This window comes from Paraglaciecola arctica, from assembly GCF_018861065.1.
Classification (GTDB): Bacteria; Pseudomonadota; Gammaproteobacteria; order Enterobacterales; family Alteromonadaceae; genus Paraglaciecola; species Paraglaciecola arctica_B.
Genome location: NZ_JAHKQO010000031.1, coordinates 121,234 through 136,521 on the forward strand (window position 1 = coordinate 121,234; position 15,288 = coordinate 136,521).

Genomic DNA, 15,288 nt, shown 5'->3' on the forward strand with positions numbered 1-15,288 from the left:
TGATTAGAGTACTGTTTAATGTTTTAGTCGCGGTTACGGCCCAGTTTATCGTGACTACTGACCCAATGGCCGCCGATTACGGCACAACCTAATGATATGTCACCCGCTAAAACTGTGGCGGCTACAATTTCGGCTAGTTTGTTTGCCTTGCCTTGACCATAGCAACCTAACAATTCAAGGCACTCCTTTTGTGTGGGAAGTCCGGTTCCACCGCCATAAGTTGCGACTATTAAAGAGGGCAGGGTGACCGACATGTAGATGTCGCCATTATCTAGTAATTCATGGGCTAACAATCCTGCGTGTGATTCCACTACGTTGGCTTCGTCTTGGCCAGTGGCAATAAACAATGACGCAATACCATTGGCAGAATGAGGGCCATTGTACGCAGCTCCAGCCATCATGGCTCCGGTATTTGCTAAAACCGTAGCCCTTGCGAGTGTTTTGGTATCTACCTTCATTATTTTCTTAAGAACGGATTTTTTAAGCACTACTTCGGCGATCACTCGTTTACCGCGAGAATGTAACACGTTCAAATGAGAGTGCTTTTTGTCGGTGTCCATATTTCCTGACAATAAATATTCGCATTCATGGGGATAGTTAGCAGTAATCCATTCACAGGCAGCCAAGGTGGCCTTTCCGACCATGTTTTGTCCGGCGGCATCACCAGTTGTATAGTTAAACCTTAGGTATTTAGTTTTCGAGACTGACCACTGCTGAATATGTTCCAATTGACCTATGCTAGTAGTGACTTCTGCGGCAGCTTTGATTTCGTGGAAATGTTCGGTAACCCAGTGACCAAATTCTCTTGCTTCACGAGCGTCAGCAAATATAAAGGCTGGTGCCCTTTGCATAAATTGCTCAACAACTGTGGTTTTCACACCGCCACATTCGTTAATAACGCGCATTCCTCGGCTATAGCTGGCTACTAAGGTACCCTCTGTTGTTGCTAAAGGTACATAAAACAATCCATTAGCATGCTCGCCATCTATTTGAATCGGTCCAGCTATGCCCACCGGTAACTGCACAACACCGATAAAGTTCTCAACATTGCCGGGTAATTGGCTTGGGTCGACTGAATAGTGCCCAGTGTTATCTAATGTTGCACCAGTTTTTTCTGTTAAAAACTGTCTTCTTTTTTCGGCCCATTCATGGCTATGGTCATTCATCGTGTTGCGGGGAATACGGGTAGGATCACTCATTGTTTTATTTCCTTAATTAAATAACGCTTCCTTCATACAGCTTAAGCTTCTTATGTTTGTTTGTCAGTATTCAATCTAGGCTGACAAACAAACAAAAAAGCGGGTTTGAGTATGTAAGGCATGTGAGTATATGCAGGAGTGAGGCCAAGCTGTAAGCCTATATTTTTTAGGCTTTTTTTGTGCACTGTTAACTAGCATGTGTATAAATAACTGCACCAAAAAACATCCTCCTTGCACTAATATAAGACCAATCTCAATTTATATTACTAGTCGATCGTTATAAATTATGAGATAGCCATATTAAACTAAAATGACAAAATAATAGGAAAATTTTTAACCGAAATGAGAGTCCAATATGTGCATTAAACGACATTTTTTGAAAGTAAAAATGGCTTCTGTTTGTAGATGCCTCAACTAAAAACAAAAATGGTGATGGCAGTGCACCGTAGCACTATTATTTGATAAACATCACCGATTGCTGTTGGTCAATCTTGAAGTCAAATTCCCGTAGAAAGTTCATGCCCAATAGCCCATCGGCGTTTTCAATGCTTTGCAGTGGTAATACCACCACGGGTAAGTTTTCCACAGTCGCATGGTTGATAGTTAATTCTCGAAATTGGTAGATTCTTGCCATTATGCTTCCAGCCGCCGTGGCAATGGTGAATCTGCCTAAATAATTAACCTTATATCTATTGCTTAAATTATCAAAATATTGCTTAGATATGGCGGTAATTGATGCCCCAGTATCAATCAATAACGCCACTTGATTGCTGCTTAGTCGTGCATTGACTACATATTGGTCACCAAATTGTTGCAGTGGGATGGGGTGCCCTAAGTTTGTTTCTAGCTTATTTGAGTCGAGGTTATTGGTTTCGTTTATCTCGGTGTTTTCGGTTTGTGAAGCTTGATGCGCCACAATGATTCGTCTGATTTTTTGAGCGTCTTGATCGTCAAAGTCCAGGGAGGCAAGCGCGTTTTCCATTAAGCTTTCTTGATAAAGTTCAGCGTAAGCTTTTGCAAGACTTAGAATATATAACCTATTATCTGGCTCTAGTTGTAAAAGTGGCTCCACAAACATCGCTAAAATATCCCAAGAGTAATTGCGGGTTAACTGTTCGATGGTGTTAGTGGTTAATTGTTGAATTTGATCTGTAATTTCATGCCGCTGGGCAGCAGTCATCGGCTTTCTTAATAAATCGTAATAATGGGCGATGGCATCACTTAATAAGGTGGTTTCAACATTCACTTTGGCTTCTATCAATAAGAATTCCATGTCTTGGGGATAGCGTTTTAAATAGTCACGTAAAAAGGGCACAAGTTGCAGAAAGTTTTCATTTTTGAGCCACAGATTCGCTTGTGCTAATAACTCAAGGCGCTTAGCAGGGCTTTGTTCTTGTTGTCGTACTTGATTGTTTATTTCGGGAAATTGTTCTCGTGGTGCAACTTTTAGTTCATTAAAAGTAGGATTAAGTGCAGAATTTTGTTGTTGTTCGGATATTCGTTCAGGTTGTGTTGTGAAATGTTTTGATGTTGGCGTGTTAACATCAATAGGAGCAGAAGCATCAGACAATAAATACACGTTTAAGGTGACAGAAACGCTTAGTAATAACAGCAATAAAACTATCCATTTATTCATATCGTTTCAATCATGAACAACTGGCTGTACGTTAACGCCGTATACTTCGGAAAATTCTTTCGGCATTCGTTTAGGTTTGCCTGAAGACAAAGCGATACACACGAACTCTGTTCGAGCCGTCAATAGGGTAAGTTGGTCGCTACGGCGAATAAACTGAAACTGCCGCGCTAATTTAAGTCTATTGTCACATTCTACTATCCAGGTGGCGCAATCAATTAAATCATTCATATGTGCTGCGGCTAAATAATTGATTTCGTGGCGACTGATCGCTAGCCCTCTATCTAACTCTTTATATTGCTCGATAGTTAATCCCAATTGATTAGAATGTTTCCAAGAAGTGATTTCTAACTGACTGACATAGGCCACGTTATTGGCGTGTTGATAATGATCTATCTGCTCTGGCATGACTTGCCATTGGCATAAAAACGGATTAGGAAGCAACCAAGACATCTATTGGTTACACATTCGGTAATGGGTTCGGAAGGTTGGGGTTAATTAATTGCTGCATGATCTGGTGTTCTTTATCCATAACTGGGTTAATAAAGTCGTCTACATCGCCAATGTTCTTAAAGGATTTAAAACCTTTTTCAAGAAACTCATGTAAGGCTAACACTCCTGCTACTTTTGCCGGCTTTCGAGAGATAAATAACAAGCTGGAAATACCTTTCATTCTCACTACATCAGCCAAATCGTTTCCCAAGGTACGGATATAGTCAATTTGTTGTTGTCTGGTTGCGTGATTGTTGCACTTTACATAGGCTGTCGCATAAGTATCTCGATTAATCTCAGTGCCTACTAACTCTTTGGCGAGGTCAAAATCCAACTCGAAAGATAGAGTGTTCAGGTGTAATGCTGAAGCTAATGATTGCAAAGCACTTTCAGGTAAAAATTTCGACATTTTAGGAATAATTCGCGCTATGTCTTGATCACGCTGACTAAAGTCGTTGGGTCCGTAGAGTTCGTTAATAAAAAATTCAACAGCTGGTTTAAAACGTTTCTGTTGGTACATGTGCTGATGACTGGTCAACAGACGTTTGCACTGCCAAGCTTGCACTGCTCTGATGTTTGGCATTAATCCAGCTTTTTCTGCAATTTCTTGCATCGTACTTATGCCATGTAAATGGCGAATAATTTGTTTGGTGCTGTCGCTCATATTTTTAGCTTAGTGTGCCAATATACTTTGGCATCCGTCCATCCAAGGTTAGTGTTTCCATTTTTAAGCTACGATACATCAATTTGTTGGTAAAATAGAAACCTTAGTCACAAAAGACCACCCCTATTTTAGCTGGGTAATCATTTCATAGCTTGGCGTAATTTATGAGCGAAAACAATAGGTAAAACTTATTACACAAAATATTACTGCAATTTGCGACTAAAGCTGCATCTGAAGTAGTTTTGCGTATAAAATGCGGCCCACTATGAATGAATACCTGACCGAAACATCCGAGCAAACATTTTCAACGCTGTCTTTGGCGCAGAGTAATGTACATAACTATCAAGATCTCATTGACCTGTTTAACGCAACTTTTAGCAAAACTGAAAATACAGTTTTAGTGAAGGGAGCCCATGAGCCTATCTATATTCCAGCCAGCGTGAAACACCAGAGTCATCGGATCGTTTTTGCACATGGCTACTTTGCTAGTGCGCTCCATGAAATTGCTCACTGGTGTATCGCGGGCAAAAAAAGGCGGTTATTAGAAGACTATGGGTATTGGTATAATCCTGACGGCCGTGACGCAATACAACAAGCTGAATTCGAAAAGGTTGAAGTCAAGCCCCAGGCTATCGAGTGGGCATTTTCATGTGCAGCAGGTAAATCATTTAGAGTGAGTACCGATAATTTAAATGGTGCACCTGTGAATGTTCAAGGGTTTCAAGAGGCAGTGAAACTGCAAGTTATGCAATACGTAGAATATGGATTTCCCCCTCGTGCTGCTGAGTTTATAAAAGTTTTACAGCGCTTCTATCAAACCCGTGAATTAGACCTAGGAGCCTTTGCTGATGAATCAAAATAAATCGAGTAGATTGTTTAAATTAGGCATCTTAGTGAATCCCTATGCTGGAATTGGTGGTGCCTTAGCATTGAAAGGTAGTGATGGGGCCGCAATTCGAGAAAAGGCCCTCGCCATGGGGGCCGAGAAAAAAGCACTAGATAAGGCGCGTTTAGCCCTTGAACATATTGTACCCATAAAAGAACAAGTGAGCTTATATGTTGCATCGGGTGATATGGGGGAAACCCTAGCTCAGGAGTTGGGGTTTAGTTACAGTTTGGTATATCAGCCTGAAAATATTCAAACGGAAAGCCAAGACTCTGAAGCTACGGCTCAAGCGCTGCTCGATGAGCAAGTTGATCTTATCTTATTTGCGGGTGGCGATGGGACTGCACGCAATGTTTGTCATGTGATTGGCAACTCAGTACCCGTGTTAGGTGTACCAGCAGGCTGCAAAATTCACTCTGCAGTGTACGCGGTAACTCCAGCCGCTGCCGGAAGAGTGCTAAAACAAGTTGTTATGGGTGAAATTGTCAGTGTCAGTGATGCTCAAGTCATGGACATTGACGAAGCTCTATTTAGGCAGGGCAAGGTTAATGCTCAACAATTTGGTGAAATGCAGGTGCCCACTGAACTAAGATATATCCAAGCCGTGAAAATGGGTGGCAAAGAATCAGATGAATTAGTTCTGGCGGATATTGCGGCCCACATAATCGAAATCATAGAGGACCATCCACAACACCTATTTGTAATGGGATCAGGCTCTACAGTTGATTTTATTATGCAAGAGATGGGTATCAAGAATACCTTGTTAGGCGTTGATTTAATTAAAAATAAGCAACTGATTGCCAGTGATGTAACTGCACCTGAGCTATTGAACCTAACTGCCAATCAAAGTCACAAGTTAGTTCTGACGTTAATTGGTGGGCAAGGGCACATCATAGGTAGAGGAAACCAACAATTGAGCCCGAGTTTCCTTAAAAACCTTGGAAAAGAAAACATATTATTAGTCGCGACAAAAAATAAAATAAATAATTTGTCTGGACGTGCACTGATCGTTGATTCGGGTGATCTAGCTTTGGATCAACAGATGGCGGGGTTAATTAACATCATTACCGGCTACCATGATCAAGTGTTATACCCCATAGACAATTTACATTTTAAGGAGCCAGTTTGACAATTGCTAAACAAACACCCAATGAACTGACACTGTTCATCAAAAAAACCGAAAAATACTTAGATCAAGTAGTTGAAAATGGCAGTGATCAAGAGTTATTTATCGCTAGTTATTTGCAGGGGCATTTTGCGGTTGCCGCAGGACAAAGCCAAGTCAGAAAAATGACACAAGTGACTCAATTAAATGACTTAATGGAAACCAGTTTAGATGCAGCTTTTGATAACAACGAATTAGACAAAAATGATCAGCATCAAGTGTTAAAGCTATGGCAAACACTACTTGCAGATTAAGCGAAATAGGCCAACTTAAGCGTAATTAACCTGAACTCGGGATAACCAACGCCTGTAAGCGACGCTATTTTTGCCCTTATCTTCGTTGTTCAACATGAGTTTAGAATGACTAAACAACATGATGAACGCCTCGATAAGAACAAAAATAGCATCACTTACCCCAAATTGACCGTTAATAAGTATCGATGACGTTCGTATCTCATTGAAATTTAATTAAATTTGTTGTTGTTGTCGACATTTCTTATCCCGAGCTCAGGTTAATTAGACTAAGGTATAATTTAAAACGAACAGAAAAAGCACTACTATTTTAGGCTCTGGTGAAACCTTAGTGTCAACAAAATAGGAGCTTGATACGTGAATATTAGTAGCATTTTAGTCAAACACGGCAACGAGCTTTTCAAAGTCGATGCAAAAGATGAGTTTGGGGTGTTTATGCATGTTGACGGATTCAAAATTCATGTGCGTCAATACGATGTCAATCTTGTCACGGGAATGCCACTTAGAGAATGTTATCCACTTATCGATAGTTTGCAAAAAGTGTAGAATATGAGTTACCCAAGTGAGGGTGACAGCTTTATTGTTTATAAAATACGCAGTGAAAAAACGTTACATTTTGACTCAATTCGGCGTTCTCAGCTCGAAGTGTCGCAAATCCTTGTTCACTTATTAGTTTTTTGTTTTTCTTGGTCAATCCTTCAATCGTCGAGTTCATTTTGACGTGTTAACACTTGAAGTTTTTTCAATTGTTGTTGTTCGGTCTATTTAACAGCTGTAATCACGCCAGTAAACTTCATGTTTGAGATCACGCTTGGCGGCGGATAAGCCCCCTGACTAAAAACCGATTAGGGTTTAGGGCGTCTAATAAGTGGTTAGATAAAGGCATGGGTTGGTCCAATATATGGCTCACCAACATTTCGGCACAAAGGGGCGCAGTAGTTAATCCTCTTGAGCCTAGTCCACATAGCATAAATAAGTTTTTATGATTAATCGGCTGTGGGTACTTATGGGCTGGCAAAGCTTTATACAAGTGTTGATATTGCTCGGTTTGTGCGCTGATATCTGGGATTGCGCCTACCATGGGTAAGTGATCAGGTGTACTGCACCTTATCGAAGCCCGACCATTGGCGGTAGGCTGAATGTTGTGTATCCAGTCACATTTGGTTAGCGCTTTTTGATGCATTGCTAGATTAGTTTGTTGCTCAGATAGTCGATAATCGCAGTTTTTGTCTTCCTTAACGTAAGTAGAGCCCAGCGCATGAGACCCTTGATATGCAGGCGTTAAATACCCTTTATGACACAACACTGTGGTTAACTCGGCTAGTTCGTTTTGGCTATGTATGGCTTCGACTTGCCCTCTAATCAAACGAAACGGCAACTGCGACATTTGCTGGCAATTGCCGCTATCACTGCCGGTAGCCATTATCACAATATCCGCATTGTCTTGAGCACCATCTTGCCAACTAAGTTGCCAGGTATTATCAAGAGGGGTTAGGGAAGTCAGTTGTTTCTTAACTATCACTGCCGCATCAGCTGCACGGGTTAGTTCGGCTACCAATTCTGGTAGATTAATCCAACCTCCTTGGGGGAAGTACAAACCTGGATAGGGTAACTGCAGGTTTGCTAACAACGATGCTTGTGGTGCATCAACCCAATTTAGCAGTGCTTCTGGCCAGGTTTTATTGTCAATTAACTTACGGTAGCGACTGATTACCTTGTCATTAAAGCCTAGCTGCAACGTTCCGCACCACTGGTGGCTAAAGCGGAAGCCTTGGCTTATTAATTGTTTATATAGGTTGCTAGCAAAATTAAAAGCTAAGGCTTGAATTTGACTTGAATGCCCAGCATCAGCATTTAGCAAAGGGTAAAACCCTCCTTGAGCATTGCCCGACGCGCCTAGAGCTAATCTGTCCTCTTTACAATAAATTGTAGACGACAGCCCCCGTTTACTCAGTGCATAGGCACAGTTTGCACCAGCTAAACCCCCTCCTATAATCGCAATCTTTGGAGCTGTGTGGCTTGTCGCAGGTACTCGAACAAAATAAGGTAGGCGACTTAGATTCATTGTTGACTTAATAATTGAGCCGGCTAACATATCGCGTTTACGTCCATGACCAGGTCGTTTTTCGACACTAAAGCCTGCTTCTCTTAAGCCACGTTTAACATGACCTGCTGCGGTGAAAGTCGCAAAGTGACATTGGTCTTTAGCTAACAAAGCCATATTTTCAAATAGTGCTTGAGTCCACATATCTGGATTTTTACTAGGGGCAAATCCATCCAAAAACCAGCTATCGACTATGCCTAGAGGTTTATTTTCAATTTGCGGTAGCACTTGGTGTACATCCCCTAACCACAGATCCAAGGTCACCTTGCCTTCTAGAAAGCTCAAACGATGGCATCCTGCTATTGGGATCGGGTATTGTTCGAGCAAAGGTTCTGCATACCGCTGTAGTTGCGGGTAGAGTGCTAAGGCTTTAGACAAGTCTGCGTGACTAATAGGAAATTTTTCGATAGAAATAAAATGTAAGCGAAATTCAGGGGAATTGATTTGTTCACAAAACTTTTCGAAGTACATAATAGTCACTAACACATTCAAACCCGTACCAAAGCCGGTTTCTGCGATAGTAAATAATCTGTCCGAGTGGGTGTGCCAGCGTTCTAATAATTGATTGTTCTTGACAAACACGTGAGTGGTTTCATCAATACCTTGAGCATCAGAAAAGTATAGATCTTCAAATTCAGTGGCGTAGGGGGTGCCATTTTCATTGAAACGAATGTTTGCATTGGTAATAGTCAAATCAGGTAAACTCTTTATTGTCACTGGTAAATCGCTTTGTGTATTATACATGTGCTTTTTTACAATAATCCCAGTTATAATTTGCAAGCATAAGAATTTATATTTAAGCTAACACGTGTACGCTGAAAGCAGACCAGTTAACTGAGTAATTTCATTAGAATGTGGAAAATTTTTTCCTGAAGGGTTAAACATGAGAAGAGCGGTAATTACTGGGCTAGGTATAGTATCCAGTATTGGAAACAATAAAGATGAAGTCACAACCTCTCTAAGAGAAGGTCGTTCGGGTATTACTTTTTCTGAAGAATTTGAGCAAGCGGGTATGCGCAGCCAAGTTTGGGGAAAAGTCGATTTAGATATCAAAGATCATATCGATCGTAAAATAATACGCTTTATGGGCGAAGCAGCAGGATATGCATATATTGCTATGGAGCAAGCTATCGCGGATTCAGGTTTGAGTGACGATATGGTCTCAAACTTAAGAACAGGTATTATTGCAGGGTCTGGTGGTGCATCTTCCAAAAACCAAGTTGAAGCCATCGATATTTTACGCGAGAAAGGTGTAAAACGTATTGGGCCGTATATGGTGACTCGTTGTATGGGCAGTACAGTTTCAGCTTGTCTAGCCACTCCGTTTAAAATTAAAGGGGTGAATTATTCGATTAGTTCGGCCTGTTCAACCAGCGCTCATTGTATTGGTAACGCGTTAGAACAAATTCAATTAGGCAAACAAGACATTATTTTTGCTGGTGGTGGTGAAGAATTGCATTATACCTTGTCTGCTGAATTTGATGCCATGGGAGCCATGTCTACTAAGTTTAACGACGACCCAACCAAAGCTTCCCGCACTTATGATACAGATCGTGATGGATTTGTTGGTGCTGGCGGTGGTGGCATGGTGGTTGTCGAAGAGTTGGAACACGCTTTAGCTCGCGGCGCTAAAATTTATGCTGAAATTGTAGGTTATGGTGCGACATCAGATGGTGCAGATATGGTCGCTCCTTCTGGTGAGGGCGCCGTGCGTTGTATGCAACAGGCCATGCAAGGACTAGATAAACCTATCGACTACATTAATACTCACGGTACCTCTACCCCTGTGGGTGATGTGAAGGAGTTATGGGCGATACGTGAAGTGTTTGGTGATACAACACCACCACTTAGTGCCACTAAAGCTATGACAGGTCACGCACTTGGAGCGGCAGGGGTTAACGAAGCGATTTACAGTATATTAATGATGGAAAACGATTTTATTGCTCCATCGATTAATATTGAAAATCTAGACGAACAAGCTAAAGGCATGGACGTAGTCACCGAAACTCGTGACAGTAAATTAACTACTGTAATGTCAAATAGTTTTGGATTTGGAGGCACTAATGCCACCTTGGTTATGCAGAAATACCAAGGGTAATTATTAATCCTACTTTTAGCATTGTTGAAAACAAGGCTTGAACAAAAAACGCTCACTTAGATGGGCGTTTTTTTTGATTAAGAGTACTGATAGAGCGATTTTGTTGGTTTTATCAGCAGTTAGCAGGATTTAATTAAACTAAGCTTGATTAGTGGACTCAATGTCGCTATCTTGCGGCTCGAATCGGACGCGGGATGGAGCAGTCTGGTAGCTCGTCGGGCTCATAACCCGAAGGTCGTAGGTTCAAATCCTGCTCCCGCAACCAACCGATTCTTCAGTTAACCTTTCGAAAAACTCAAAGCATATTCGCCTTCTGGCTCACTCTTAATATCCGCGAAAGGTCGTAGGTTCAAATCCTGCTCCTGCAACCAACCGATTCTTCAGTTAACCGTTCGAAAAACTCAAAGCATATTCGCCTTCTGGCTCACTCTTAATATCCGCGAAAGGTCGTAGGTTTAAATCCTGCTCCCGCAACCAATTCCGATTTTTCAGTTAACCTTTCGAAAAACTCAAAGCATATTCGCCTTCAGGCTCACTCTTAATATCCGCGAAAGGTCCTAGGTGCGAATCCTGCTCCTGCAACCAACCGATTCTTCAGTTAACCGTTCGAAAAATTCAAAGCATATTCGCCTTCGGGCTCACTCTTAATATCCGCGAAAGGTCCTAGGTTCAGATCCTGCTCCCGCAACCAACCGATTCTTCAGTTAACCTTTCGAAAAATTCAAAGCATATTTGCCTTCGGGCTCACTCTTAATATCCGCGAAAGGTCCTAGGTTCAAATCCTGGTCCTGCAACCAACCTATTCTTCAACGTTATTTTCCAAAGTTCGAATATAAATTCGCACTAAATCTCGATCTTAATCTCCACCTATTACAAATCTATTTTCTAATAGTTAATCTTATTGATACAGGTTTTAGTTTTTCAACGTAAAGGGTTTAAGACTAAAGTATAAAGTAAAGTTTCGATCAGCTTCTGCTTTGGTGTGCTACCCTATCTAAGTGTCTTTCAACATAACCCAATTCTGAATTTTGGGCTTTATCCTCAATAGAAGTATGGGAAGGTTAATAACGAATATGCTAAAAGCTAACTGTGGTAATGTTGATCGTATTATTAGAGCTTTACTTAGTTTGGCCTTGATTTTGTACTGCTTGTTTTTTTGGGGGGAAATAGGAGATGTTTTCCTGCAAGCAATTGTTTTGACTTTTGCCATTTTAAATTTGATATCCACAACCATTGGATGGTGTCCTATTTATCAACTTGCTAATATAAATACTCGTAAATCAGATTTGAATTAGATTTCTGTTTGTAACATGCGAGCCAACGGATTAATCAAATCAAATGCAAGTTTACGCAGGCGTTTGCTTTTTGGCTCTGTTGGCCTAGCAGTTGCGGTATCGGCAATATTTATCTCTGTTGCATACAAATTGGCTCGTGATTTAGGCGAGACTACCGAGCTTGAACACACAAATAAGTTAGCTAAACAACTATTTTATCAAATACCCGTCATAGCTACTCAGGCATCTGAAGATGCGGTCTTTAGTGAAATTCTAACCAACAGTCCCTTAATTCAATCTTTAAATCCAGAAGTACTTGGTTTAGAAATTTGGTTTGCTGGGAATCATGTTAAAATCAGAAGTAACCGAGAATGGACATATCCAGCTTAAATTTCTTTGCTGATGTCAACAGGTGTCAATGGCAGTGGCTTCACTTCTCACCAGAAAGAACGTTTGCTTTGGGTATATAAATCAGACGTTAATACTGGCCTATCAGTTTTATTGCTGCAGAAAACTAATTCACTAAATATTGCGCTAGAATATGTTGCCAATAGACTCTCCATTACCGCTTTTTTGACCTTTTGGCTGGCTGTTTGGGCTGCTCTTGTTATGTCGGCCTTAATTTCCAATCGCTTCGAGCAAAACAACAAAAGATTGGCTTTTATGGCTAGCCACGACGACTTGACGGGATTACCTAACCGCTATCACTTGGTATCGATGTTAAATAACTTTTTAACTAAAGAAGAAACCAGTGGTGTCCCACCTGAAGATCGCAAAGGCGCGTTGTTGCTAATTGACCTAGATAAGTTTAAGGAGGTGAATGACACTATGGGTCATGCTGCGGGAGATGAGTTGCTAGTATCTATTAGTAAGCGACTCTCCGAGTTAGCCGGCACTAAGGCGCAAGTCACAAGGTACGGAGGTGATGAATTTGTTATTTGGCATCAAGAATTGGACAGGATGGAAGCAGAAGTTTTAGCTCAAGATATTGTTGCCGCATGTCGCCAACCTCTTTTAGTTAATAATATTAGGTTTGAAATTGGTGCTAGTATAGGAATTGCCTGTTATCCACAACACGGCTCAGAGGTTGATGTATTGTTCAAGCGTGCAGATGTAGCCATGTACCACGCTAAAAAACATCGATTTGGCTATCAAATGTTTGACCAAACCCTTAGTTCCCAAACCGCGTATTGGACTTCATTAAGGGGGCAACTAAATAATGCTTTGCAGCAAAGTCAGTTTGTTTTGTATTACCAACCTAAAGTGACCTTACCCCAAGGAGTTGTGGTGGGTGTAGAGGCGTTGGTTAGATGGGAGCACCCGGAAGAAGGTTTGCTAGCACCAGGTATGTTTATCGATATCATAGAGCAAAGCACTGTTGTTCATGAGTTTACCCGCTACGTCTTACGACAAGCAATTATGCAATGTCGCCTCTGGCTGAACCAAGGTATACGAATTAGCGTGGCGGTCAACTTATCGCCGTATAATCTTAGGGACGATGAGTTTATCCCTTTTTTAAAAGAGCAGTTGAGCGCTCACCTAGTCCCACCTGAATTAATGGAAATTGAACTAACAGAAAGTGGAACTATGTCAGATTTAAACGTCGCCCAAAGAATGTTTCCACTTCTACGGGCGGTAGGAGTGAAAGTGTCAATTGATGATTTTGGTACAGGCATGAGCTCGCTAGCGTATGTGAAAAAGTTAGATGTTAATTACATTAAAATCGATCGGTCATTTATTACTAATATCACTACAGACTTTCGAGACGTTGCAGTGATAAAAAGTATGTTATTGCTTTGTTCCAATCTAAACAAAGAAGTGATTGCTGAAGGTGTAGAAACGCCAGAGCAAGCTGAAAAACTGCATGAATTAGGCTGCCAACTAGCTCAAGGCTATTATTTTGGTAAGCCAATGCATCCTTTGGTTATTACTCCATTGCTTATCAAAGATATACCTGATTTAGCGATAGTAACGCCTATAAAACCTATAAAAAAGGCTACTCCTTAAACATAATAGTTATATCGATTTGAATCAACTTACATCTTTGTTTAACAATTTAATGCAGCCTATTCTAGTGCAGCTACAAGAATTTAGCATTGAGCATCGCGAGGTTTTTACAAGCATGAGATTTCTTGATTGGGACAAAGGGAAGGCTGTTGTGGTTTCAATATATATGGCTTGGGTATATGAGTCATTCTATTCTTCAGTTAATTATTTATAAAACTTGGCTTAAAAATTGCTAGTATTTATGGATGTTAAGGTTCAACTTTATTGCCCTTACTGTGAATAGGTTAACCTGTGTTGGTTTTTATTTATTAGAGAATTTAATAACGCGATTGCCCATTCAACAAATGGCAATATTCAAGAGTAAAGGGTTACTTTTTAGAGCTATTGGCGATTGCTTTCCATGGAGTAGGGTAAAGCGGCAACGAAGTGCCATCATTTATTCGAGGACCAAAGATGATCAACAGCATTCAATTTAGCGAAAAGTCACTCAACTTATTGAGCCTTAGGCAGCTTAATAACGATGAGGTCCAACAATTCTCTGACATTCTAAACCAAGCCAAAGACCAGCAAGGTTCAGCAAAGGATAAATTATCCGCAATGTCCTCAGATGAACTGGCATTAGTGCAAAAAGCGAATTCGTTAGCCGCAGCAATTAATGTCTCAAGTTTGACTGAAGAAGGTGCCGCGAACCTGTTAAGTCAGCCTGACAACTCAGATAAGGTCGACTTAAATAATGATGGAATTGTTGAAGTCGGCGCAGCTAAGAACCTTATTTTTCCACCGGTTAATGCTCCCGCTTACGTTAATACAGCGTGGGAAAGTGCTACCGCAGATATGAGTGAGTCAGACAAATTCGTACTTGAGTTAAGCATGCATATTGCAGTGTTTGGGATCAATATTGACGGAGTGCAACAGCAACAAGCCCTCAGTCCACAGCAGCAATGGAGTCAACAGGGCATAGATGACTTATTTACCAATTTAAAAAGTAATCTTGAATTTAGAGTCAACCTAGAAGGCTGGACCGACCACAATCTAATGCTGAAAGGTTTTTATGAACGTTTTGAATCGGCCCTTAGCCAAACCTCATCGCTGCTAATCCCTAGTGCTCAAACTAATGCTAACGCCACAACTAACACCACTGAAAACAACCAGTCAACTTTCGAAGAAAGCAACACCACTTATTCCAACATGATGCAACTTTTGCTTGACGCCCGTATGGGCATTGATCGCGAAAAACTTGAGGAAATCGAAGAAAAAATCCAAACCATTGAAAATAACCCAGACCTTAGTGGCAAGCAAAAACAGCAACTGATAAAGGCATTACAACAGCAAAAAGAAGTCATATTTGAAGAGGCTCAAAGGCGCACAGTAGAAAACGAAAAACGCAAGTCGTTGTTGCCTAACAATATTAATCTACTTGAACGTTTAGAAGAACAGCAATTGAAAGAGCTGGGCTAGTTCACTTTTTAAACGAAAATTAAGGGCTTTCTGTGCAACATTGTGCCGCGCTCATTC

Annotated in this window: 14 protein-coding genes and 1 tRNA gene; 10 read left to right on the top strand and 5 right to left on the bottom strand. The window is 40.9% G+C overall.

The window, feature by feature from the left end:
* Positions 1–23: 23 nt before the first annotated feature.
* The 4 genes from KO534_RS11820 to KO534_RS11835 all read right to left on the bottom strand — a co-directional run bounded on the left by KO534_RS11820 (position 24) and on the right by KO534_RS11835 (position 3,988).
* The gene (locus KO534_RS11820; RefSeq protein WP_215929861.1) at positions 24–1,199 is read right to left on the bottom strand and encodes a hydroxymethylglutaryl-CoA reductase; all 1,176 of its coding nucleotides are present in this window, start codon (positions 1,197–1,199) and stop codon (positions 24–26) included.
* A 454-nt stretch (positions 1,200–1,653) separates the two neighbouring features.
* On the bottom strand, positions 1,654–2,835 hold the full coding sequence (locus KO534_RS11825; protein ID WP_215929862.1) for a retropepsin-like aspartic protease family protein: 1,182 nt from the start codon (positions 2,833–2,835) through the stop codon (positions 1,654–1,656).
* A gap of 6 nt (positions 2,836–2,841) precedes the next feature.
* Positions 2,842–3,285 carry an acyl-CoA thioesterase gene (locus tag KO534_RS11830; protein WP_215929863.1) on the bottom strand — a complete coding sequence of 148 codons (444 nt, stop codon included), beginning with the start codon at positions 3,283–3,285 and terminating at the stop codon, positions 2,842–2,844.
* Positions 3,286–3,292: 7 nt separating this feature from the next.
* A complete protein-coding gene (locus KO534_RS11835) occupies positions 3,293–3,988 on the bottom strand; it encodes an FFLEELY motif protein (RefSeq protein WP_215929864.1) in 696 nt (231 codons plus the stop codon).
* A gap of 265 nt (positions 3,989–4,253) precedes the next feature.
* On the opposite strand from KO534_RS11835, the gene KO534_RS11840 reads away from it, so the two are divergent.
* The 4 genes from KO534_RS11840 (at position 4,254) to KO534_RS11855 (ending at position 6,836) form a co-directional block, all read left to right on the top strand.
* On the top strand, positions 4,254–4,850 hold the full coding sequence (locus tag KO534_RS11840; protein ID WP_215929865.1) for an elongation factor P hydroxylase: 597 nt from the start codon (positions 4,254–4,256) through the stop codon (positions 4,848–4,850).
* Positions 4,837–6,003, top strand: coding sequence for an ATP-NAD kinase family protein (locus KO534_RS11845; protein ID WP_215929866.1), 1,167 nt, complete (start codon positions 4,837–4,839; stop codon positions 6,001–6,003). Before KO534_RS11840 ends, KO534_RS11845 begins: the two co-directional genes overlap by 14 nt.
* Positions 6,000–6,293 carry a YfcL family protein gene (locus KO534_RS11850; protein ID WP_215929867.1) on the top strand — a complete coding sequence of 98 codons (294 nt, stop codon included), beginning with the start codon at positions 6,000–6,002 and terminating at the stop codon, positions 6,291–6,293. Before KO534_RS11845 ends, KO534_RS11850 begins: the two co-directional genes overlap by 4 nt.
* 354 nt (positions 6,294–6,647) lie before the next feature.
* Positions 6,648–6,836: a hypothetical protein gene (locus KO534_RS11855; RefSeq protein ID WP_215929868.1), complete on the top strand. Its 189-nt coding sequence runs from the start codon at positions 6,648–6,650 to the stop codon at positions 6,834–6,836.
* 259 nt (positions 6,837–7,095) lie between these two features.
* Here the strand turns inward: KO534_RS11855 and mnmC are convergent, their stop codons facing one another.
* Entirely contained in the window at positions 7,096–9,087 is a 1,992-nt protein-coding gene (gene mnmC / locus KO534_RS11860) for a bifunctional tRNA (5-methylaminomethyl-2-thiouridine)(34)-methyltransferase MnmD/FAD-dependent 5-carboxymethylaminomethyl-2-thiouridine(34) oxidoreductase MnmC (RefSeq protein WP_215930033.1), read from the bottom strand.
* A 190-nt stretch (positions 9,088–9,277) separates the two neighbouring features.
* Between mnmC and fabB the strand changes: the two genes are divergently transcribed.
* The 6 genes from fabB (at position 9,278) to KO534_RS11890 (ending at position 15,231) form a co-directional block, all read left to right on the top strand.
* Positions 9,278–10,492 carry a beta-ketoacyl-ACP synthase I gene (fabB, locus tag KO534_RS11865; RefSeq protein ID WP_215929869.1) on the top strand — a complete coding sequence of 405 codons (1,215 nt, stop codon included), beginning with the start codon at positions 9,278–9,280 and terminating at the stop codon, positions 10,490–10,492.
* Positions 10,493–10,680: 188 nt separating this feature from the next.
* A tRNA-Met gene (locus KO534_RS11870) sits at positions 10,681–10,757 on the top strand.
* A gap of 808 nt (positions 10,758–11,565) precedes the next feature.
* A complete protein-coding gene (locus KO534_RS11875; protein WP_252732104.1) occupies positions 11,566–11,787 on the top strand; it encodes a YgaP family membrane protein in 222 nt (73 codons plus the stop codon).
* Positions 11,788–11,802: 15 nt separating this feature from the next.
* The gene (locus KO534_RS11880) at positions 11,803–12,156 is read left to right on the top strand and encodes a hypothetical protein (protein WP_215929870.1); all 354 of its coding nucleotides are present in this window, start codon (positions 11,803–11,805) and stop codon (positions 12,154–12,156) included.
* Between the two features lie 12 nt (positions 12,157–12,168).
* Complete coding sequence (locus tag KO534_RS11885; protein ID WP_215929871.1) at positions 12,169–13,773, top strand: putative bifunctional diguanylate cyclase/phosphodiesterase; 1,605 nt, start codon at positions 12,169–12,171, stop codon at positions 13,771–13,773.
* Between the two features lie 453 nt (positions 13,774–14,226).
* The gene (locus KO534_RS11890) at positions 14,227–15,231 is read left to right on the top strand and encodes a hypothetical protein (protein ID WP_215929872.1); all 1,005 of its coding nucleotides are present in this window, start codon (positions 14,227–14,229) and stop codon (positions 15,229–15,231) included.
* Positions 15,232–15,288 lie beyond the last annotated feature (57 nt).